Raw genomic sequence first — 22,698 nt, forward strand, 5'->3', positions numbered from 1 at the left:
AAATTTACCTACCGGTCAAATAAGAAGGAAGAACAATGCAACATCTGATCTATCCTGTGCTTGGAATTCTGCTTTGTCTGTTCTGCGGTTGTGCCACAACAGGTAAAATTGTCATGCGCGATGATCCGTTAATCGGCACCGTGGTCAAAGGCGACACCGGCAAACCTGTCCGCTTTACCGACCTTATGGATAAGCTTATCCACAGCGATATAGTCTATTTATCCGAAAAACATGATAATCCCATGCACCATGCCATCCAGCACCGGATTATCCAGGCCCTCATTGACCAGGGACACGCACCAATCCTTGGATTTGAATTTTTTTCATACCAGGACACCCCTTTGCTGCTTAACCTGGTGGATGCCGGCAAAAAAACGCATTCCCCCAAGATGGAAAACGCCGTTGAACAACGGATTCGGAGAAAACTGGGATGGGAAAAACAATCCGACACCATGTGGGGATATTACTGGGATTTGATAAGGCTTGCGGCAGATAACAACGTTCCTGCCGCGGGCCTTGATCTGTCCGCCACCCAAAAGCGCCGGATTACCCGCAAAGGACTTGACGGTCTGTCCCCCATTGAATTGGCGCAGTTATTTTCCACAGGATTTTCAAACACCGCATATGAATCGTACATGAAATCGGTTTTTGTATCGGTACATTGCGGCATGGATCATGGCCAAATGACAGATCGACTTTATGATACCTGGGTGGCGCGCAATGACCGGATGGCCCTGTCCGTGGTTCAACTGTTCAATGCCGTGCAAACCCGGGACCGAGATGAAGCAGGACGAAAGACAGGGCCTGTTGTCATCATCATAGGGGCAGGCCATACCGAATATGGGTTAGGTGTCCTGGACCGGGTACATCACCTGAAATCAACCGCCACCCAGACAAATCTGGCCATCACGGAGATAAAGAGAGAACCGGCAAACCTGGCGCAGTATCTAACCCCCCTGTCCCTTCAAGGCTTTGATCCGGTACCCCCGGCAGATTTCCTGTGGTTCACCCAGCGGGTATCCTATGAAGATCCGTGTGAAAAATTTAAAACCGTATTAGAAAAAATGAAAAAGCGCAAAAAAACGGTAAAGGCTTCAGATTCGCATTTATAACCAGGGAAGACACGGGAAAAGCACTGAAGGTTAGGACCAGCCTTGGAATTCATTTCCGTGTTCTTCCGTGTTTTCAGTGGTTCACCCGCAATACGCCTAAGGTTTGGGTCATCTCAAGCGCATCATAATGCCCGGTTGCCAGGGCCTGTTCATACACCTGGCGCGGGGACTGCCCCCCCTCTTCGGGATTGAAAAATATATCATGGATAACCAGAAATCCCCCCGGAATAATATGGGGTGCCCAGGTCAGGAAATCCGTATATGCCGCCTCAAAGGAGTGCCCGCCGTCGATGAACACCATGGAAAGCGGTGTCTGCCACATGCGGCCGGCGGTTTCTGAGGTACAGACAATGGGCACCACGGTATCTTCCAAACCGGCCCGGGAAAGCGTCTGACGAAACAACGGAAAGGTGTTCACGGTTAACGTCTTCTTATCATAAAGGTCCGGATCAAAATATTGTTCGCCCGGCTGCTGTTCTTCGGAGCCTGTATGATGGTCGATGGAAAATAAAATGCCGCTGTTCTGTTTGCAGGCCGATCCGATAATGGCGGCAGACCGCCCGCAATAGGAACCGATTTCAAGCACCGGACCGATCCTGGAGGCAGTCAGGGAAAGATCATATAAACGAAAGGCCTCATCATCATTCATAAATCCCTTGATGGTGTTTAAAAATTCAAAATCCAGCGGTGCGGTCATATGGTCTTTTCCTCATCATAACTTTTCACCAGTATGTCCCGGGGTTTGGAACCGACCTGGGGGCCGACAATGCCCTCATGTTCCATCATCTCAATGAGCCGGGCGGCACGGTTGTAGCCGACGCGCAAGCGACGCTGGACATAGGAAATAGAAGCCTGGCGATCGTTAGTAACCAGGGCCACCGCCTCATCGTATTTTTCATCATATTCGGCGTCGTCAAACACCTTCTCCTGGCCATCGTCATCACCCTGGGTCACTTCTTCATTATAATCCGGCTCACGTTGATCTTTAAGAAACGAGGTAATCCGGGCAATCTCTTTTTCGGAAATAAAAGCGCCCTGGATACGCATGAGCTTTCCTGTGCCGGGTGGGCAGAACAACATGTCTCCGTTGCCAAGCAGGCTTTCTGGCCCCCCCTGGTCAATGATGATCCGGCCGTCAATTTTTGAAGAGGTCTGGAAAGACAACCGGGTGGGAAAATTAGCCTTGATTGTCCCGGTGAGTACGTCAGCAGACGGACGCTGGGTGGCGATAATCAGATGAATACCTGCGGCCCGGGCCATCTGGGCCAGGCGTGTCAGAGCATATTCCACGTCCTTGGAGGCCACCATCATCAGATCCCCGAGTTCGTCCACAATCACCACAATAAAGGGCAGACGTTCCAGGGGCAGTCCACCCGGAAGTACAATATCCTCAGGCGAGGTGTCCGGTTCAATATTCCCTAAGCGTTCGTCGACCATCTCATTAAACTGTCCGATATTTCTCAAGCCTGACAATTCCAGCAGCTCGTACCGGCGCTCCATTTCCCGGACAGCCCAGAAAAGTGCATTGGTGGCTTTTTTCATATCCGTGACCACAGGGGTAATCAAATGGGGAATATCATTATACACGGACAATTCAATCCGTTTGGGGTCTATCATGATCAGTTTAACCTCATCGGGGGTGGCCTTGTACAGCAAACTGATGATCATGGAATTTAAGCCCACACTTTTACCCGTACCTGTGGCACCGGCAATGAGCAGGTGGGGCATTTTATCCATCTTAGTGGCCACAGGCTGACCAAGAAGATCCTTTCCAAGGCCAAGGGTCAACAAAGATTTGGACTGGACAAATTCCCTGGATGCAATCATTTCCCGTAAATTTACGAGTTCGCGCTCCTCATTGGGAATTTCAATACCCACGACATCCCGGCCCGGAATAGGCGCCACAATACGGATGGAAATCGCGGCAAGGGCCAGGGCAAGATCATCGGAAAGCCCGACGATCTTTGACAATTTGATGCCGGGTGCCGGACGATACTCAAATGTAGTAATAACAGGCCCGGGAAGAATTTCCACCACCTCACCTTTTACATTGAAATCGGCCAGCTTATTTTTCAAGATACTCGCCTTGTTCTGGAGTTCATCCGTATCGATCTGCCTGCGGATTTTTTCTTTTTCATCCAGAAAAGACAAGCCAGGCAGAACAAAGTCGGGTTTTTCCCGGATATTTTCTATGTGAGGATCCGCCACATACTCCTTGTCATCGGTTTCCACCGCCACAATGGTGGGGCCAAGGGAATTTTCAGGCTCGGTTTCTTTGGGGGGGGAAGAGACATGCCGGGAACGGGGTATGGGGGCATCAAATTTTTTCCGGATCTCCTTCCCGTTTGTTTCCGGCACAGAAAAAAGATCGGGCCCAGCCATATCAGGCGCAACATGATCCCCATCATTTTTTTCACTGAATCCTGGAAGGACGATCAAAGAGTTTACTTTTTCAGCCCGGGTAAGCCCCTTTGCCTTTCTCTCCTGTCTTTTATTTTCCAGAATCTGTTTTACATACCCGCGACCTTCGACCATATCCTGTGAAATTGTCCGGGAGAACCGGATTAACCAGCCCCAGCTAAAGTCTAGGACCGTTTTTAGGGAAATACCGGTAATCAGCATAACGCCCAGCAGCACAAAAAAACACAAAAATATGGCACAACCGGTGACATTGGCATATTTAAGCAAAACCTCTGCAAGCCCGCCCCCCACTTTTCCGCCGGCAGAAATCGTGGTGTCGGAAAACGCATAGGTTTCACTAAACAGAAAAAAAACACTGCCCGTGGTGATCATCAGAATCAGTCCCCCGGCCAGAGTCAGCCAGATGACGCGCCGGGATTTTTTTTTGATAAGCCAAAGCCCCAAAATACAAAGATTCAAAGGCATCCACAGGGCCCCAATACCAAACAGAAAAATAAACAGCCCGGCAACATGTGCACCGATCAGGCCGAACTGATTGTTCACCTGGTCAGGCAAAGAAAAAAAATGATTACCCACACACGGATCGCCGGCATGGTATGAAAAAAGGCTAACCGATGTCAGAATAACCCAAAATATAAAAAAGATGCCGAACAGTTCTTTTTTCATACTTCAATAATAATGGGGACAATCAACGGCTTGCGGTTTATGGCAAAAGCAAAATACTGTTTAAGCGCCCGCTGGAGTTTTTTTCGAATCAGTTCCACCCGGGAATCAATCCCGGCTTCAATTTCTTCAACGATCTCCAGGATCACGCACTGGGCATCGTCCACAAGATAGCCTGTGGCGGAATCAAATACAAAGCCTTTGGAAATCAGTTTCGGTCCGTAAAGCACCACCCCGGTCTCTTCATCAATGATCATGGTCACCACCACAAGACCGCCTTCGGACAGTTCCCGGCGCTCTTTGAGTACGGAACGGCCCACATCGCCGATGCCTTTTCCGTCCACAAGAATCCGGCCGGTCTGCACCCGTTCCTCAATCCGGCCCCCTTTTTCCCTGTCAAAGGCAATGACCTGGCCGTTTTCAGCCACGATCACGTTACTGCGGGGCATACCCAGTTTTTCGGCAAGCCGTGCATGTACCACAAGATGCCGGTATTCACCATGAATGGGGATAAAATACTTGGGTTTTGTCAGGTTGATCATCATCTTAAGCTCTTCCTGGTGGGCATGACCCGATGCATGAATCGCGGCGATTTTGGAATAGACGACTTCGGCGCCCCGTCGGTAAAGCTTGTTAATAATGCCGGCAATGGCTTTTTCATTACCCGGGATATGTTTGCTCGATAAAAGCACGGTATCCCCTTTGCGGACATTGATGTGCTTGTGAACGCCTGAGGCCATGCGGGCCAAAGCAGACATGGGTTCGCCCTGGGATCCTGTGGTGATGATCACCACTTCATGGTCTTCAAGCTGATGAATCTGTTTGATACCCACCACCAGGCCCGGGGGACACTCAAGATAGCCTAAACGCATGGCCACATCCGTAATTTGTTCCATGCTGCGCCCATTGAATATAACCCGGCGGTTGTTATGTTCGGCAATATCAATCACCTGCTGGATACGGAACACATTGGAGGCAAAAAGGGCAACAATCACCCGTCCGGGAGCGGCTTCGACCAGCTTTCCCAAATTTTTTGCAACCGTCTCTTCGGACATGGCATAACCCTCTACTTCCACATTGGTGGAATCGGAAAGCAGGGCCATCACGCCCTTTTCACCAAACCGGGCAAAACTTGAAATATCGGTATTTTTCATGATGTCGGCGGAGTGACTGATGCGGAAATCTCCGGTATGGACCACAACCCCTTCGGGGGTTGTAATGGCCATTCCCACACCGTCGATGGTGGAGTGGCTGACCCGGATAAACTCGATGTCAAAGGGTTCAATGGTCAGCACCTCTCCCGGGTTGACCAGGTTGAGATCCACACGGGTATTAAGATCAAACTCAATCAGCTTGTTGCGCACAATCTCCAGGGTAAAGGCCGTTCCGTATACGGGCAGACGGATTTCGCGCAAAAGATAGGGTAAGGCACCGATGTGGTCTTCGTGGGCGTGGGTCAGGATAATCCCTTCGATTTTATGCATATTTTCCCGAAGGTAATCCATGGCCGGAATAACAATATCCACACCCAGCATGTGGTCCTCAGGAAACATGATGCCGGCGTCAATAATAAAAATGACATCATCATACTCCACGACCATCATGTTCAGGCCTATTTCGCCAAGCCCCCCAAGGGGTATGAGTTTAAGCATTTATATTATTCCGACCCGATATCAAATACAAATGGACAGTTTTTCAAGAACGGCGTCTGCCCAGTCAACCAGCCAGTTGCGCTGCTCAGCCGTGGCATAGCCCATGCAATCACATTTGATATTTTTTTTAATTCTAACCAACAGCTCACAGGACAAGGCGGTTTCTTCCAGCATCAGGGCAAACACATGGGGAGCGCAGGCCTTATGGCCGGCCTGGGTTTCCGTCAAAATACCGGAATCCAGCTCAAGCCAGTAGATCCCGCCCACGGTGGCAGCCTCAAGATAGGTGTCAAAATAGTGTTTTAAAGCGGTGTAATCCTTAAGCGTAAAGCCGTCTATGACATACTGTTTCATAATCAATTAAATTAACACAGAAACCTTGAACGATGCAACCTGAACTTCCCTTCCCCCAAAGTTGATCGGCAGTCAAACTGATTTCCGTGCCCTTCCGTGCTTTCCGTGGTTCATTAATTATTTCCCCGACCGGGGTTTCACCCCTTTTTTAGGGCAGTATTTTTCCAGCACACAACGGTAACAATGGGGGCTGACCGGGCGACAGGTGCCCTGGCCAAAGGCCACCAGAATTCGATTCACCGTTTTCCAGAATTTTTTCGGCAGCTTTTTTCTTAAGGCTTTTTCCGTATCAAGGGGGGTTTTTGTTTTCACATATCCCCAGATATTCATGATCCGGTGTACATGGGTGTCCACACAGATGGCATCCTTGTCAAAGGCCACGGCCCTGACCAGATTGGCGGTTTTCCGCCCGACCCCCGGAAGCGTGATCAGGGCGTCAATTTCGTCGGGGACTTGCCCTTGGAAGGCGTCCAGGGCTTCGGGCAATTTTGATAAATATTGCGCTTTGGATTTGTAAAATCCCACGGGGAAAATCAATTCCTGAATCCGGGAAGTGGAAAGCGCCCGCAATGCATCAGGGTCCGGGGCCAGTTCCAGCAGGCGCTGTGCGGCAACCGCCGTAACTTCATCTTTGGTTCTTGCGGACAGGATGGTGGCCACAAGCACTTTAAAGGCAGACCGGCTCTGGACGGCAATCAGATCCACCACCGGCACCTGGTAGGTCTCAACCTCCTGCTTTAACGTTTCAAGAAAAAAGGCAATATCAATGGTCATGCCATATAGTTGACACCATTTTCAAACAGCCGTATCCCGGTAATAATGGTTTCTTCCAGGGACTTTCCCTGACGCTTTGCGGCAGCTTTCTGCCTGGGCCAGTCCGGATGGTTGCAAAAATGATTATAGGCTTCGGGATGGGGCATCAGGCCGAATATGCGGCCGGTGGGATCACAGATCCCCGCGATATCATCCAGGGCCCCATTGGGATTGGCCGGAAAAGCGCCGTTGGCAGGCGCACCATGTTCATCGGCATACCGGAACACCACCTGGCGGTTGGCAACAAGGCGTTCAATCACGTCAGGGTCTGCCACAACCTTTCCTTCGCCATGGCGTACCGGATAGTCGGATACACCCAACCCTTTTGTAAACACACAGGGACTGTCTGCATCGGGCACAAGCCGGACCCACTGGTCCCTGAAATTGCCGCAGTCATTATAGGTAATGGCCACGGACCTGCGGGTATAATCTCCATCCAGTCCGGGCAAAAGGCCTAAATTCACAAGGGCCTGGAACCCGTTGCAGATACCAATAACAAGCTTGTCGGCATCCACGAAATCCAGTAGGTCTTTGCCGATGTTGTTCTTCAGTTTCAGGGCCTGGATCACCCCGGCCCCATGGTCGTCCCCCCAGGAAAAGCCGCCACCAAAAGCAAGGATCTGGAAATCCGTCAATCGGACATCGCCGCGGATCAAAGCGTTAATATGCACCCGGTGGGCGCAGGCGCCGGCCTTTTCAAAGGCAAAGGCGGTTTCATAATCACAGTTCAGGCCAAATCCCGTCAGTATCAGCGCGTTTACAGCGCTTGCACCGCTCATATCTTATCTCCAAAGGTCTTGTTGAATGCTGAATCAAGGGTTGCAATGGTCAAATCCGCCACAGGGTTACCCGCTGATGCAATGTTGAGCCGGTCATGACTGTCGGTTACCATGCCCAGACATGCACAGGGCAGTCCCTTACACAATTTTTCAAAGGTTTGTTTTTTATCCGGGGCCACGGTGACGATAAACCGTCCTGCAGACTCGGAAAATAAAGCTTTTTCAGTGGAAAGCGGCAGATCGTCTCTCCGGGGCAGCCCGGCCAGGTCAATATCAAGGCCAAGCCCGCCGGCCATGGCCACAAGGCTGAAATGAATACCCAACCCACCGCGCCCCACAGCATGGCAGGAGGCAACCAGTTCAGTGTCAATGGCTTTTTCCAGGGCTTTGTACAAGGTTTTAAATTTTGAAAAGTTAACATTAGGCACATTGAGCCCGGTTTTATCAAACATCTCGTAATACTCTGATGCGCCCAGCTCATCCCCGGTGCTGCCCAGCACATAAACAAAATCCCCCGCTGTTTTGGGTTCCAGGGTTACACAGCGGCTGACATCGGAAATCAGGGAAACGGCGGAGAACTGAACCGTCTCAAGGGCTGACACTTTGATACGCTCACCAAACGCCCCTTCCAGATGACCGTCCACATACATGGAATCCTTGCCGGAGAGCAATGGAATCCCATAGGCCATGCAGGCATCTTTCAAGGCCCGGCAGGCCCGGACAAGCTGGGCGGCCTTAAATTTTCCGTCGGGATTGGACACGACGTCATATCCGATATCCGGCCAGCAGAAATTGTCCACGCCGCCGATGTGGTCCAGCGACCCACCCACGGCAATGAGACGACGAACCGCCTCATCAATGGTACCGGCCATCATATGATATGCATCAATTTTTGAGTACCAGGGCAAAATGCTCTGGGAAAAGGCAAGCCCGCGCTCGCTGGTCAGCACAGGCCGGGTCACCGACGCATCCGTGGGGATGTTCCGGTTGATGCCCACCAGGGGTTTGATCACGGATCCGCCCTGAACCTCGTGGTCGTACTGGCGGATAATCCACTCTTTGCCGCAGATATTGGGCCGGGCCAGCATCTGTTCAAGCAGGCCATTAAAATTCGTTGGTGTGGAAATTACGGGTTCGACCAGGCCGCGAGCCTCAGGCGGCGTCCAGATGGCATCAAATTCCCAGGCCGGAAACCCTTTATCAAGAAGATCCATATCCACATAAGCACAGGTTTCATCCTTGTATTTGATATGCAATTTGCCCGAATCCGTATATTTTCCGATAACCGTGGATTCCACCTCATGGAGCTCAGACAGCGCCATGAACCGCTCCAGGTTTTCAGGCTTAACGGCAATGGTCATGCGCTCCTGGGATTCGGAAATCCAGATTTCCCACATGTCCAGACCCTCATATTTCAACGGTACCTTATCCAGCCGGACCTCACACCCGTTGGAGAGCATGGCGGATTCGCCCACGGAAGAGGACAAGCCCCCCCCACCGTTGTCCGTAATAAAGGTGATCAGCCCTTCATCCCGGCATATCAGCAGAAAATCATGCATTTTTTTCTGGGTATAGGGATCACCGATCTGGACATGCCCGGCCGGGGTGTTTTCGGAAAAGCTTTTGGAAGAGGCCGTTACCCCGTGGATGCCGTCTTTACCCACACGGCCGCCGCTCATGATGATCAACTCGCCCGGGGAGGTGGTTTTTTCATGGCTTGGCTGACCATTCACGGTTTTGGGCATAATCCCCAACGCAGTAACAAACACCAGGGCCTTGCCCATGTAACCGGGATCAAACAGGGTCTGGCCAAAGGTTGTCGGCACCCCGCTTTTATTCCCCCCGTCCTTAACACCTTCAATAACCCCGTCAAGCAGACGCCGGGGATGAAGGGGCGGTTTTAACGGGCCGTTATAATTGATATCGCCTACGCAAAATCCAAAACTGCCCATGAACAGCTTGGAACCAAGACCCGTGCCCATGGGATCGCGGTAAACCCCCACAATCCCTGTGATGGCACCACCATAAGCTTCCATGTTGGAAGGCGAATTATGGGTCTCCCCTGTGATGACATAGTTGTTTTCATTATCAAAAGACCCCACGCCGGCATTGTCCCATAACACCGAAACCACCCACTCTTTGCTATCTTTCAAGGCCAGGGTGGGTGCTTTGATATAGGTGTTGAACAGTGAATTTTCCTGGGTGGTTTCACCGGTTTCCATGTCCGTATACCTGAAAATGCCGTTAAAGGTATTGTGGCAGCAATGATCCGACCGGGACTGGGAAATATATTCAAGCTCCACATCCGTGGGCTTTGACAACCCCATTTGCGCCCGCTCTGCCAGAACCTTTTCATCCAGAAAATACCCCCGGATCACGGGAATATCCCTGGGATTCAGTGACAGACTGCGTTCATGGGAAATTTGGGCAAGGATCTCATCGGTATCAATATCCATGGTATCAAAGCCGGGGGTGTGATTTAAAATAACCTTGGCAGGTTTTACATCCGCCCCGATCTTTTTGTCCCATTGGTCTTTGCTGAACACGTTGTACTGCTGGATAATACCGTTTGACAGGATTTCGCCGGCGATCTTTTCAACATCTTCCCGGGTCAAGTCCGCCCCGGTCAGGCAGTACCGTTTAGATGTGTAAATGTTTTCATGGGCAGAAAAATCTTTTTTAAGAAGATCCCTGACCGCCTCCACAGCCGTAGCCCCGGCATTATCCCGGACCCCTGGACGAAATCCCACCCAGATACAAAAATGAAAGTCAATGTCTAAAGGCGAAAGGCTGGATTCCTGAATAACAGGATTGGTAAACACCTCCCGGCGTATGGTTTCCAGTTCGTCCTGACTTAGATCAGACTCCACGGTCACGATATTGATGCAGCGCGCATCATCTATTTTAATACCGAAATAGGTATTGGCCTTCTTCATCAAAGACCGGCCTTCGGCATCCATTAAATTCTGCTTTAGCGTGATTTCGATGTTGGAAATCATATTATAATCCACCGTTGAATAATTTCACTATGTCATTATAAAAAACATAAATTATTAAAGTCATCAGCAAAACGGCCCCGAACTGAACCATTCGCTCGCGCACCTGGGTGCTGACCGGGCTGCCTTTAACCGCTTCAATGCTTAAAAACAAAAGATGTCCCCCATCTAAAACCGGGATGGGAAACAGATTGATGATCCCAAGATTGACGGATATGAGCGCGATAAACCATACAAAATTTTCAAACCCGGCTTTGGCCTGGTCCCCGGCCATCTTGGCAATCATGATAGGACCGCCCAAATTGTCCGCAGACACGGCCCCTGTGAACATTTTTACCACGGACAAAATTGTCAGCTTTATCATCCCGTAGGTATCGGATACGGCACGGACCCCGGCTTCAACAGGGTTTAAAGGACGGTGAAAGGTTTCGCCGGTGCCGATAATACCAATCACAAACCGGCTCACGGGCTCCCCGAACAGATTCTTGTCTTCCCGTATCCTGGGTGTAATTGTAAAAGAATGTACGTCACCTTCCCGTTCCACAAGAAAGACCCGGGGCTTGCCGTCACTTTTTGAGACAATCCGGGAAATGTCTTCAAAAGAGTGAACCGGCGTGTTGTCAATTTCCTTTATGACATCCCCTTTTTTGATGCCTGCCGCCATGGCCGCAGAATCATCCATCACCTGACCCACCTGGGGCAGTCCCATGTACACACCGCTGATTTGATATAAAAAATAAAAAATCACGATGGCCAGAAAGAAATTAAATGCCGGGCCGGCAGCGGCGATCAGTGCCCTTTGCCCCACGCTTTTATGGGTAAAGGAGAGATGAAGATCTTTTTCATCCAGGGCCTGGGCAGCACCAGGCTCCTCTCCGGTCATTTTAACATATCCACCCAAAGGAATGGCGGAAATACAATACTCGGTCATTCCCCGATTTATTTTAAAAATTTTGGGTCCAAACCCCAGGGAAAAAACCTCAACCCCCACGCCGCAGGCCCGGGCGACAAGAAAATGACCCAGTTCATGGACAAAAACGAGTACGCCGATAACAATAATAAATGCAAAAAGGGAGTGACCCATATCGATTTTCCTAAAGTTTTTTACACAAGATTTTGGACCAGGGATTGTGCTTTCTCCCTGGCCCAGCGATCGGCTTCAATAATACCTGAAAGCTCAGGATTGTCAATGCAGGTATGGGCCCCCATGACGTCACTGACCAGGGTAAAAATATCAGCAAAGCGGATGCGTTTCTTTAGAAAGGCATCCACGGCAGCTTCGTTGGCCGCATTCATGACAGCAGGCAGGGTTCCGCCCCTGCGACAGGCTTCACAGGCAAACCCAAGGGAAGGAAAACGTTTTGAATCAGGGAGATCAAAGGTTAATCCATCCATGCCGGCAAAATCAGGGAAATCTAAGTTAAGATCCATGCGGTCCGGATAGGAAAAGGCATAGGCAATGGCGTGCATCATATCCGGTTCGCCGAGTTGTGCGATCACCCCGCCGTCTTTGAATCCCACCATGGAATGGACAATGCTCTGGGGGTGAATTAACACCTGGATCTGCTCAACACGGATATCAAAAAGTCGAACCGCTTCGATGACCTCCAACGCCTTGTTCATCAGGGTGGCGGAATCAATGGATATTTTAGCACCCATGTTCCAGGTGGGATGATTCAGGGCCATAGCAGGCGTAATGCACTTAAACTGATCATGGGGCAGATTCCTGAAAGGGCCGCCTGAGGCCGTGAGAAAAATTTTTTTAAGATCGCGTTTTTGGTTGCCCTGCAGACATTGGAAAATGGCGCAGTGTTCGGAATCAACCGGCAGGATATCAACCCCTTTTTCACGTGCCCGGGCCATAACAATGTCACCGGCCATAACCAGGGTCTCCTTGTTGGCAAGGGCCAGTTGCTTACCCGCGTCAATGGCGGCAAGGGCCGGTGTAAGCCCTGCGGCACCCACCATGGCGGCAAGCACCATATCCGACTCCGCCCATTGGGCTGCAGCCATAAAACCGGATTCCCCCCATAGAATTTCGGGGCAAAACCGGTCTGGAAGCATTGTTGCCAGACGCCCGGCACACGCTTCGTCCAGCACGGCGACCATGGCCGGCCGATATTGATTTATCTGTGCTGCCAGAAGATCAATATTCGTGGCACAGGTCAGGCATTTGACCCGGAACTTGTCCGGGTGCATGTCCACCACCTTAAGGGCGGATGTGCCGATGGAGCCTGTAGCGCCCAGAATGGTAAGCGTTTTCAAAGGACAAACACCGCAAAAAAGTAGAATACCGGAATGGCCAGAAGCAACCCGTCAATGCGGTCCAGCATACCGCCGTGACCCGGCAGAATTTTTCCCGAATCCTTGATGTGCCCTACCCGTTTCATGGCGGACTCAAAAAGGTCACCGATCTGCCCTGCAACGGCAATGCATAAAGCGCAGGGTATAGAGATCAAGGCAAGGGGCATATCCCGGAAAAAGATCAGATTAAATACAAGCCCGGCCGTTACCGATATCACCAGTCCCCCCACAGCCCCTTCAATGGTCTTATTGGGACTGACCTTCGGCGCAAGTTTATGTTTGCCCTTAAATGTTCCCACATATAGTGCTCCGGTATCATTGGCAAAACAGACAATGAGCAGCCAAATCACCCACAACGCCCCGCCGTCGGTGTTGCGGATAAAAACCAGAAGCGCCAACGACAAAGGAATATAGACAACCCCGAGCACCTGCCGGGCCACCAAATCAAAAATGTGGGGCACGGTAGAAAAACGGGCCAACACAAACAGACAAAGGGCCATCATATTCAAGGCAAGAATTAAAAAAAGAATCGGCCAGGAGCCAAGACAAGCCCCCATGCCCAACAACACGCAGGCCCCATAGGCGATAATCCGGGGGGGCTGGGAAATAGATCCGGTATCATTGGCACAGATAATATCAAAATATTCAACTATCGCAAAAATAGAAACCCCGGATACCAGAGCGCCAAACAACAATATAGATCCTTTTATGATGGCCCAGAGCAAAAAGGGGATCAGAATCAGTGCGGTGAGCCATCGTTTGAAGTGCTGCATCACACCTTCCCGAAACGCCGGTCCCGTTGCTGGTAATCAATTAAAATCCGGTAAAATTCCTGCCGGGTAAAATCAGGCCAGAGTGTGGGCGTGAACGCCAGTTCCGAATATGCAGCCTGCCACATGAGGAAATTGGAAAGCCTGAATTCTGCGGATGTACGAATGATAAGATCCGGATCGGGCATGCCGGCCGTATAAAGGTGATCAGAAATGGTTTTATCTGTAATGTCTTTGTTTTCAAGCGTTCCGGACCGGACTTTCGCGGCAATCTGTTGAACCGCCCTGGTAATTTCTTCCCGGGCCCCGTAGCTTAAAGCCAGATTCAGAACCATGGCTGAATTTTTTTCCGTAGCAGCCATGGCCTGTTCCGCTTCCATTCGCACATCACCGGGAAGCCGTTCAATCTGGCCGATGATATTAAGCCGGATATCTTTTTTTTGGAGTTCTTCGGTTTCGTTCTTAAGAAACCGTTTAAGCAAATACATCAACGCATGGACTTCTTGCTTGGGCCTGGCCCAATTTTCCGTGGAAAAGGCATACAGGGTAACCACGCCAATGCCCGTTTCCCTGCAGGCCGTGACAATTTCTTTAACGGTTTGCGTCCCCTGCTCATGGCCTTTCACCCGGTTCATCAGCCTTTTTTTTGCCCACCGACCGTTTCCGTCCATGATAAATGCCACATGGGCGGGAATTGCATTTAGATCGAGTCCGTCGGGCACCTGTTGTATCTTAGAATCAAACTTCAAGAATTTCCTTTTCCTTGGCGGCAAAAATATTGTCCAGTTTTTTGATGGAAGCGTCGGTGAAATCCTGGACCTGTTTTTGGGCTTTGAAACTGTCGTCTTCGGAGATATCACCCTCTTTTTGTAGATCTTTGAGCATTTCGTTGGAATCCCGGCGGATATTTCTGATGGCGACCTTGAATTCCTCACAGGTTTTGGCCACGCTTTTTACGATCTCTTTCCTGCGATCTTCAGTCAACGGCGGGATGGAAATGCGAATCAACTTACCGTCATTGGATGGTGTAAGCCCAAGATTTGCCTTTAATATTGCTTTTTCCACATCATTAATCACCGAAGCATCCCATGGCTTTACGGTGAGTAGACGACTTTCAGGCACAGATACGGTGGCCATCTGGGGAAGGGGCGTCTGTGTGCCGTAGTAATCGACCCTGACGTTGTCAAGCATGGACTGGGAAGCCCTTCCGGTACGCACTTTGCCAAGCTCGGTTTCGAAGGCTTTCTCGGATTTGCCCATGCGGTCTCTGGTTTCTTCAAGCACTTCATTAATCATTATTCACACGTCCTTTAATTTATTATAAATCCGTGTACCGATTTCCCCGCCCGTGGCCGCTTTATAAATATTGTCGGCCTTGTGCAGGTTGAGCACCTGTAAAGGAAGGTCATGTTCCATGGCAAGGGATATGGCTGTCATATCCATGACATGAAGCTGTTTTTCAATCACCCGCATATATGACAGCTTATCAAACATCACAGCATTATCATGAACCTGGGGATCTTTATCATACACCCCATCAACCTGTGTGGCCTTAAAAAGGATCTGGGCACGGATCTCATTGGCACGAAGAACTGCGGCTGTGTCCGTTGTAAAGTAAGGGTTTCCGGTACCGGCGGCAAAAATGACCACCCTGCCCTTTTCCAGGTGGCGGATGGCTTTTCTGCGGATAAAAGGCTCTGCGACCCTGTCCATGCGAATGGCAGACTGAACCCTTGTGGGGATATCAAGCTTTTCCAAGGCATCGCATAGGGCCAGGCTGTTAATCACAGTGGCCAGCATCCCCATATTGTCGGCAGACGTCCGGTCCATACCGGCAGAAGACCCTGCCACCCCGCGAAAAATGTTGCCGCCACCCACAACAATTGATATTTCCACACCCAAATGAAATACCTTGGCCACTTCGCCGGCCACATAATTTATCATTTCGGGCATAATGCCGAAGCCCTGATTACCCATCAGGGCTTCACCACTCAACTTGATCAGAACCCGTTGAAACTCAGGTTTCGTATCCAAGCGCTTATTCTCCTATCTGGAAGCGTGCAAATCTTTTAATCTGGATATTTTCGCCAATCTTTCCGATGGTTTCTTTGATAACATCTTCAATGGTTTTCTGGGGATCTTTAATATACTGCTGGCTTAACAGGCAAACGTCCTTATAGAATTTTTCCACTTTACCGTCTACGATTTTGTCAATAATATTTTCGGGCTTTCCCTCTTCCAGCATCTGGGCGCGGTAGATTTCACGCTCTTTTTCAATGAGGGACGGATCCACGTCTTCGGGGCCCAATCCGACCGGATTCGCCGCAGCAATGTGCATGGCAATGTCTTTGGCAAAATTTTCAAAATCTTCTGTTTTTGCCACGAAATCAGATTCACAGTTCACTTCAAGCAGCACACCCAGTTTTGCACCGGTATGGATGTAAGAGTAAATAATGCCTTCGCTGGTAGACCGCCCAGCGCGCTTGGCTGCCTTGGCCAGGCCTTTTTTGCGCAAAAGCTCAATTGCCTTGTCCATATTCCCGTCAGCCTCGGCCAGGACTTTTTTACAGTCCATAATCCCCGAGCCGGTGGCATCACGAAGCTCCTTTACCATTTGTGCAGTAATCTCAGCCATTTTATATGCTCCTTTGTTTCGAATATTTAAAATCTTTATTTATTTTCACTCGATCATCGAGTTCTAAATATCAGCAGTTGCAGACGCCTGGGACTCTGTATTTTCCCCAGCAGCTGTTTTTCTTTTAATTTTTTCAATCACCGGCCCATCTGTACCGTCAGAAACAACCTCGACACCAATTTGTTCAGCTGAATGATCAGAAGTCTTACCGCCCTCTTTATCTTTGTCGGTGTGTGCGCGCTGGCGTTCTTCCCAAATCTGACGACCTTCAATTACAGCATCGGCAACCCGGGAGGCAAATAAACGAATGGAACGGATGGCATCATCATTGCCGGGAATCACATAATCGATGTCGTCGGGGTCGCAATTGGTATCAACCACGGCAACAATGGGAATACCCAGGCGTTTTGCTTCTTTTACGGCAATGGTTTCATTTTTGGAATCAATAATGAAGAGGGCTGCGGGCAGCTTTTTCATCTTGGAAATGCCGCCAATGGCAAACTCCAGTTTTGCCTTGTCCTTGAGCATTTTGGCCTGTTCTTTTTTAGGATAATTTTCCAGCGTACCGTCATCTTCAATGGAACTTAAAAAATGAAACCGGGAAATATTATTTTTTATGGTCTGGAAATTGGTCAGCATGCCGCCTAACCACCGATTTTCAACATAAAAACTTTCCGCTCGGTTGGCTTCTTCATAAATGGCTTCGGAGGCCTGTTTTTTTGTACCCACAAACAACACATCACCACCGTTTGCGGCAATGTTTTTTATAAAATCATGGGCCTGGCGGTACAATTTAACGGTCTGCTGAAGATCAACAATGTAGATTCCGTTTCTGGCACCGAAAATGTACCGTTTCATTTTAGGGTTCCAGCGTTTGGTCTGATGTCCGAAATGTACCCCTGCTTCCAGTAATTCTTTAATTGTAATGTAAGCCATTTTTCTCCAGTTTTTTTAATGGTTTTTAATGTTCATCCGCTTGCTTCATCCCTAAGATCGACTTTACAAAAGCACCGGATCACAGGTCCACAAACGTGTATTATTTGTTTGCAAAAGCAAAATCCAAATTTCTATATCAAAAAGAGAGGAAACAATCAATTTATTTTTTAAAAACAGCCAGCCGGTGATGCCCGGCAAGATCTTTGATAAAATCCAATTCAACCACCCAGGAAAATTTTTGGGCAAGGCTTTTGATCAAGGGTTTTTGATCAAATCCAATCTCAAGAATCAAACGACCGCAGGGCAAAAGTCGGTCACCTGCCTGGGCCAGAATCACCCTGACGGCATCCAGGCCGTCAGGCCCGCCGTCCAATGCCAGGCGCGGTTCATGATCCCTGACTTCGGGCGCCAGGGACTCAATATCAGCACTGGGAATATAGGGCGGATTGGACAGAATCAAATCAAACAGCGGCTGCGGTGCTATCGCTGCAAGCCAGTCCCCCCTGAACAGGGATACCGGGCTCCGGGCAAAGGCCTTTACATTGGCGCAAGCCATGGTGAGTGCAACTGAAGAACGCTCATTGCCAAAATATAACGGACCGTCACAAGCATTGGCAATGGAAATAATGACCGCACCGGACCCGACCCCAAGTTCGATGACCCGGGCCTGCCGGCCGTGCTGTTTTATTTTCGATAATATTTCCACAGCCGTTTCCACCAGGGTTTCCGTATCCGGCCTGGGGATAAGAACCCCGGGAGCAACCTTGAACTGTTCATTGAAGAACCCTTTGCGCCCTGTGATATATGCCACAGGCTCCCTTGCAGTCCTGCGGCGGATAAGCGTTTTAAATGCGGCAAGCTCCTGTTTTTCCAGAGGCCGGTCATGCTGAAGATAAAGATCAAGACGCCGCAGTCCCAGGGCCTGTGCCAAAAGAATTTCGGCTGTAAGCCTGGGACTGTCTATACGATGCCGGGAAAAATAGGTATCTGTCCAGGAAAGAATGGATTTTATGCTCCAGACATCCACAGATCACCTCTCCCGGACTTGTTTACACCTGAACAAAAAAAACGGGTTGGGGCAAAACATTGCCCGGATGTAAATCTTTCCGTAACGCCGCAGGGGGGTGGCTCTTTGTTTAAACATCAGCTTTCTTTTAGCGCCAGGGCTTGGTTGTGCGCTCTCAAGGCATCAATAATTTCCTGGATATCACCTTCCATGATACTGTCCAGCCGGTACAGGGTCAGACCGATACGATGGTCGGTCATCCGGCCCTGGGGGAAATTATAGGTGCGAATGCGGCCGGACCGGTCACCGGTACCCACCTGCCCTTTCCGGTCCGCAGCCCGCCGGGCCTCCTCCTCCCGGACCTTGGCGTCAAGGATACGTGACTTGAGAACATTCAAGGCCTTGGCCTTGTTTTTATGCTGGGATTTTTCATCCTGGCAGGTGGCCACAACACCTGTGGGAATATGGGTAATCCGGACAGCAGAATCCGTGGTATTTACGGACTGGCCGCCAGGCCCTGAAGAACGGAACACATCCACTTTCAGATCCGCAGGATTGATGTCAATATCCACATCCTCGGCTTCGGGCAACACGGCGACAGTCACCGCAGAGGTGTGAACACGGCCCTGGGTTTCCGTTTCAGGAACCCGCTGGACCCGATGGATACCGCTCTCATATTTAAACTGGGAATACGCACCTTTGCCCTTCACCATGGAAACCACTTCCTTGAACCCGCCTGCAGCCGAATCGTTATTTTCAATGACTTCGATGTTCCAGTGCCTGGACTCCACATACCTTGTGTACATACGGAAAAGGTCACCGGCAAAAATGCCGGCTTCTTCACCGCCGGTGCCGGCCCGGATTTCCAGGATAACGTTCTTATCATCCCGGGGATCTTTGGGCATTAAAAGAACATTAAGTTGTTCCTGCAACTTTGACAGTCTGGATTCAAGTACGGGGATCTCTTCTTTGGCCATGGCCCGGATATCGGAGTCGCTATCCTTGAGAAGTTCCCTGGCTTCCTTAAGCTCTTCCATTGCGCCTTCATATTCCCGAAACACCGGTACAATTTTATTCAATTCACCGTGTTCCTTTAGATATGCCTGGTACTTTTTCTGATCCGCCATGACTGCCGGATCACTGAGCAAATGCTCAATTTTTATGAATCGTTCTTCAATACCTTTTAATTTTTCAATCATGGTCAAATTGTCCCGGATGAAAATTCAAAAAGGGGTCTTAAATAAAGACCCCTTTCACATACCTGCCTAAAAAACAGCTAAACCAGTTTGCTTGCGTCAAACCCAGCGTATTTTTTCTTAAAGCGATCAATACGGCCGGCAGAATCGACCAGTTTCTGTTTCCCTGTAAAAAAGGGATGACAATTGGAACAAATCTCCACCTTGATATTTTCTTTTGTGGAACTGATGTCAAATTTTGCGCCACAGGCACAAGTTGCTGTCGTTTTTGTGTAGTTCGGATGGATGCCTTTTTTCATCTTACACGTCACTCCTTAATAGCCTTCGTCATAAAAGACCATAATTGTTACTCAATGATCAAGTTTTTGTTAGTTCATAAATAAAGTCACTTGTTATGAATTCATCATTTCAAGGAACTCTTTATTATCCTTTGTTCCTTCCATTTTTTCAAGCAAAAACTGCATTGCGTCCACGGAATTTAAATTAGAAAGCAATTTTCTTAGAATCCAAACCCGGTTCAGCACGTCAGGATCAAGAAGCAATTCCTCTTTCCGGGTACCGGAACGGTTCATATCAATGGCGGGAAACACCCGCTTGTCCGCCAATTTCCGATCAAGTACGAGTTCCATGTTACCCGTGCCCTTGAATTCTTCAAAAATAACCTCATCCATTCTGGACCCGGTGTCAACAAGCGCGGTGGCAATAATTGTCAAACTACCGCCTTCTTCGATATTTCGGGCTGCCCCGAAAAACCGCTTGGGGCGATCCAGGGCATTGGAATCCACACCACCGGACAAAATTTTTCCCGAAGGCGGCATCACCGCATTGTAAGCCCTTGCAAGCCGTGTGATGCTGTCTAAAAGAATCACGACATCATGGCCCTGTTCCACAATTCTCTTGGCTTTTTCAATCACCATTTCAGCCACCTGCACATGGCGCTCGGCAGGTTCATCAAAGGTAGAGGAAATAACTTCCGCATCTACGGAACGTGACATGTCCGTCACTTCTTCGGGGCGTTCATCAATAAGCAGGATCATGGGAACGATATTTTTATGGGCCTGGATCATGGAATTGGCAATATTCTGGAGCAGCATGGTCTTGCCGGCCTTGGGCGGGGACACGATAAGACCGCGCTGGCCGAATCCGATGGGGCACATGAGATCAAGAACCCGCATGGAATAATTATCAGGCTCTGCCTCAAGATTCATTTTACGATCCGGATACAGGGGCATAAGGTTATCAAACAAAATGGTTTCAGCCGCCATTTCAGGATTCATGAAATTAACGGCTTCCACTTTCAGCAATGCAAAATACCGTTCAGAATCCTTTGGCTGGCGGACCTGGCCGGAAATGGTATCCCCGGTGCGCAGGTTAAACCGCCGGATCTGGGAGGGAGATACATAAATATCGTCGGGACCAGGCAGGTAATTGTACCCTGGCGCTCTCAAAAAACCAAATCCATCCGGAAGGATTTCAAGGGTGCCTTCACCATAGATCTGTCCACTTTCTTCAATATTGGCCTGGAGCAGGGCGAAAATCAGTTCCTGCTTCTTAAGGCCGCCAATACCCTGAATATTGTACTTTTTGGCGAGCTTGGTGAGCTCACTGATTTTCATCTTATTGAGTTCTACAAGATTCATGCAATCTCCCGGTCTGATCCATCAGTTCTGTTAAATAAAGGTGTATGAATTCACAATACAATTTTTTTTGGGGATGTCTTTTTGACAATCTGGAGGCCAATCGACCCTACGGAAAAAAAAGACAGATAATGTGAAACGTCTGTAGTTCAAAAAATCTATTAAGATATTATTATTTTTTTGTCAAGCGCTGATTGACAAGTTTTCGATACAAAACTGCCACTGATTTAAAAACAGCTTCCGGCTCACCTCTATTTTCAATGACATAATCAGCCTTTTTAACCTTTTCAGACTGGGGCATCTGGATGGCTAAAAGCTTCTGGGCGCTTTCCCGGTCCACCCCATCCCTGCAGGCAATCCGGTCAACAAGGGTGTTATCCGAAGCTGTGACCACCACAACGACATCGAAAAGATTTTCCATGCCAAGCTCAAACAGAAGGGGAACTTCAACCGCACATGACGTTTGCTTTGAATCGACCGCTTCATCCATCAGCCTGACCGTCTCACGAATAATGACAGGATGCAGAATGGATTCAAGTTTTTCCCGCCCCCCTTTTGTGGAGACAATCATACGTCGCAGGGCCGGGCGATCCAACGTGCGGTCCGGGGCTACAATTTTGGACCCAAACGCCTTAACGACCTGATGATACGCAGGCTGACCCGGCGCTACCACCTGTCTTGCAATTTCATCACAATCCAGGGTTACCAGGCCGATTTGCCTAAATCCCTCACACACAAGACTTTTTCCGGAACCTGCCGATCCTGTTACGCCTATTTTAAGCATCACGCTCCATCATTTATATTAAATTAGGGCCCTTTGGGTGGGCTGTTAGGTGCTGGGTGCTGGGTGCTGGGGAATAAAAATTCCTATACTATTAAATTATTTTTCCGCTTCAATTCCTAACGTTTATCGAGTTTGACTTATAATATATTCCTGTGATATTTATCAAGCCCGTTCAATCGACCATTAACTTTTTTTATTAATAATTAAAGGGGAATATACGTGGAAAGGACCTTATCCATTATCAAGCCCGACGGTGTAGAAAAAAACGTCATCGGCGAAGTCATCAAACGTTTTGAAACCAACGGCATTAAAATTGCAGCCATGAAAATGATCCATCTCAGCAAATCCCAAGCCCAGGGGTTTTATGCGGTCCACAAGGAACGTCCTTTTTTCGACAGCCTGACTGATTTCATGACATCCGGCCCCATCGTTGTAATGGTACTTGAAGGTGAAGATGTCATCGCAAAAAATAGAAAACTAATGGGCGCCACAAATTTCAAAGAAGCAGAAGAAGGCACCATTCGGAAGGCGTATGCCACGGACATTGAAAAAAACGTTGTCCACGGCTCTGATGCCCCTGAAACCGCTGCCTTTGAAATCGGTTATTTCTTCAATGCCTTAGAACTGCACGCCCGTTAGA

22 protein-coding genes are annotated in these 22,698 nt (G+C 49.3%); 2 read left to right on the forward strand and 20 right to left on the reverse strand.

Features of this window, described 5'->3' with window-relative positions; all coding sequences use genetic code 11:
* Positions 1-35 precede the first annotated feature (35 nt).
* The gene (locus HXW94_RS06265; protein ID WP_178366042.1) at positions 36-1,112 is read left to right on the forward strand and encodes a ChaN family lipoprotein; all 1,077 of its coding nucleotides are present in this window, start codon (positions 36-38) and stop codon (positions 1,110-1,112) included.
* A 73-nt stretch (positions 1,113-1,185) separates the two neighbouring features.
* Here the strand turns inward: HXW94_RS06265 and HXW94_RS06270 are convergent, their stop codons facing one another.
* The 20 genes from HXW94_RS06270 to coaE all read right to left on the reverse strand — a co-directional run bounded on the left by HXW94_RS06270 (position 1,186) and on the right by coaE (position 22,058).
* Positions 1,186-1,809 carry a class I SAM-dependent methyltransferase gene (locus HXW94_RS06270; RefSeq protein ID WP_178366043.1) on the reverse strand — a complete coding sequence of 208 codons (624 nt, stop codon included), beginning with the start codon at positions 1,807-1,809 and terminating at the stop codon, positions 1,186-1,188.
* Positions 1,806-4,199: a DNA translocase FtsK gene (locus HXW94_RS06275; RefSeq protein ID WP_178366044.1), complete on the reverse strand. Its 2,394-nt coding sequence runs from the start codon at positions 4,197-4,199 to the stop codon at positions 1,806-1,808. The genes HXW94_RS06270 and HXW94_RS06275 overlap by 4 nt, the downstream gene beginning before the upstream one ends.
* Positions 4,196-5,848 carry a ribonuclease J gene (locus tag HXW94_RS06280; protein WP_178366045.1) on the reverse strand — a complete coding sequence of 551 codons (1,653 nt, stop codon included), beginning with the start codon at positions 5,846-5,848 and terminating at the stop codon, positions 4,196-4,198. Before HXW94_RS06280 ends, HXW94_RS06275 begins: the two co-directional genes overlap by 4 nt.
* Before the next feature lie 21 nt (positions 5,849-5,869).
* Positions 5,870-6,202 carry a hypothetical protein gene (locus HXW94_RS06285; RefSeq protein WP_178366046.1) on the reverse strand — a complete coding sequence of 111 codons (333 nt, stop codon included), beginning with the start codon at positions 6,200-6,202 and terminating at the stop codon, positions 5,870-5,872.
* Positions 6,203-6,319: 117 nt separating this feature from the next.
* Positions 6,320-6,976: an endonuclease III domain-containing protein gene (locus tag HXW94_RS06290; RefSeq protein ID WP_178366047.1), complete on the reverse strand. Its 657-nt coding sequence runs from the start codon at positions 6,974-6,976 to the stop codon at positions 6,320-6,322.
* Positions 6,973-7,794, reverse strand: a complete 822-nt coding sequence (locus HXW94_RS06295) for a phosphoribosylformylglycinamidine synthase subunit PurQ (RefSeq protein ID WP_178366048.1) — start codon at positions 7,792-7,794, stop codon at positions 6,973-6,975. Before HXW94_RS06295 ends, HXW94_RS06290 begins: the two co-directional genes overlap by 4 nt.
* Positions 7,791-10,793: an AIR synthase-related protein gene (locus HXW94_RS06300; RefSeq protein ID WP_178366049.1), complete on the reverse strand. Its 3,003-nt coding sequence runs from the start codon at positions 10,791-10,793 to the stop codon at positions 7,791-7,793. The genes HXW94_RS06295 and HXW94_RS06300 overlap by 4 nt, the downstream gene beginning before the upstream one ends.
* A 1-nt stretch (position 10,794) precedes the next feature.
* Entirely contained in the window at positions 10,795-11,874 is a 1,080-nt protein-coding gene (gene rseP, locus HXW94_RS06305; RefSeq protein WP_178366050.1) for an RIP metalloprotease RseP, read from the reverse strand.
* A 20-nt stretch (positions 11,875-11,894) separates the two neighbouring features.
* Entirely contained in the window at positions 11,895-13,055 is a 1,161-nt protein-coding gene (locus HXW94_RS06310) for a 1-deoxy-D-xylulose-5-phosphate reductoisomerase (protein ID WP_178366051.1), read from the reverse strand.
* Positions 13,052-13,867 (reverse strand): phosphatidate cytidylyltransferase, encoded by an 816-nt coding sequence (locus HXW94_RS06315; RefSeq protein ID WP_178366052.1) that lies wholly within the window; start codon positions 13,865-13,867, stop codon positions 13,052-13,054. Before HXW94_RS06315 ends, HXW94_RS06310 begins: the two co-directional genes overlap by 4 nt.
* Entirely contained in the window at positions 13,867-14,613 is a 747-nt protein-coding gene (uppS, locus tag HXW94_RS06320; RefSeq protein WP_218576595.1) for an undecaprenyl pyrophosphate synthase, read from the reverse strand. Before uppS ends, HXW94_RS06315 begins: the two co-directional genes overlap by 1 nt.
* A complete protein-coding gene (gene frr / locus HXW94_RS06325; protein ID WP_178366053.1) occupies positions 14,603-15,160 on the reverse strand; it encodes a ribosome recycling factor in 558 nt (185 codons plus the stop codon). The genes uppS and frr overlap by 11 nt, the downstream gene beginning before the upstream one ends.
* 3 nt (positions 15,161-15,163) lie before the next feature.
* On the reverse strand, positions 15,164-15,898 hold the full coding sequence (gene pyrH / locus HXW94_RS06330; RefSeq protein WP_178366054.1) for a UMP kinase: 735 nt from the start codon (positions 15,896-15,898) through the stop codon (positions 15,164-15,166).
* Positions 15,899-15,902: 4 nt separating this feature from the next.
* Positions 15,903-16,499: a translation elongation factor Ts gene (gene tsf, locus HXW94_RS06335; RefSeq protein WP_178366055.1), complete on the reverse strand. Its 597-nt coding sequence runs from the start codon at positions 16,497-16,499 to the stop codon at positions 15,903-15,905.
* Between the two features lie 63 nt (positions 16,500-16,562).
* On the reverse strand, positions 16,563-17,435 hold the full coding sequence (gene rpsB / locus HXW94_RS06340; RefSeq protein ID WP_178366056.1) for a 30S ribosomal protein S2: 873 nt from the start codon (positions 17,433-17,435) through the stop codon (positions 16,563-16,565).
* Between the two features lie 160 nt (positions 17,436-17,595).
* On the reverse strand, positions 17,596-18,462 hold the full coding sequence (gene prmC, locus HXW94_RS06345) for a peptide chain release factor N(5)-glutamine methyltransferase (protein ID WP_178366057.1): 867 nt from the start codon (positions 18,460-18,462) through the stop codon (positions 17,596-17,598).
* A 116-nt stretch (positions 18,463-18,578) separates the two neighbouring features.
* Positions 18,579-19,640, reverse strand: coding sequence for a peptide chain release factor 1 (gene prfA / locus HXW94_RS06350; protein WP_178366058.1), 1,062 nt, complete (start codon positions 19,638-19,640; stop codon positions 18,579-18,581).
* A gap of 77 nt (positions 19,641-19,717) precedes the next feature.
* Positions 19,718-19,936: a 50S ribosomal protein L31 gene (gene rpmE, locus HXW94_RS06355; protein WP_178366059.1), complete on the reverse strand. Its 219-nt coding sequence runs from the start codon at positions 19,934-19,936 to the stop codon at positions 19,718-19,720.
* Between the two features lie 93 nt (positions 19,937-20,029).
* Positions 20,030-21,277, reverse strand: coding sequence for a transcription termination factor Rho (gene rho / locus HXW94_RS06360; RefSeq protein ID WP_178366060.1), 1,248 nt, complete (start codon positions 21,275-21,277; stop codon positions 20,030-20,032).
* A gap of 169 nt (positions 21,278-21,446) precedes the next feature.
* Entirely contained in the window at positions 21,447-22,058 is a 612-nt protein-coding gene (coaE, locus tag HXW94_RS06365; RefSeq protein WP_178366061.1) for a dephospho-CoA kinase, read from the reverse strand.
* 219 nt (positions 22,059-22,277) lie between these two features.
* On the opposite strand from coaE, the gene ndk reads away from it, so the two are divergent.
* Entirely contained in the window at positions 22,278-22,697 is a 420-nt protein-coding gene (gene ndk, locus HXW94_RS06370) for a nucleoside-diphosphate kinase (RefSeq protein WP_425484212.1), read from the forward strand.
* The last annotated feature ends 1 nt before the right edge of the window (position 22,698 follow it).

It is taken from the genome of Desulfobacter latus (assembly GCF_013389365.1).
Taxonomy (GTDB): domain Bacteria; phylum Desulfobacterota; class Desulfobacteria; order Desulfobacterales; family Desulfobacteraceae; genus Desulfobacter; species Desulfobacter latus.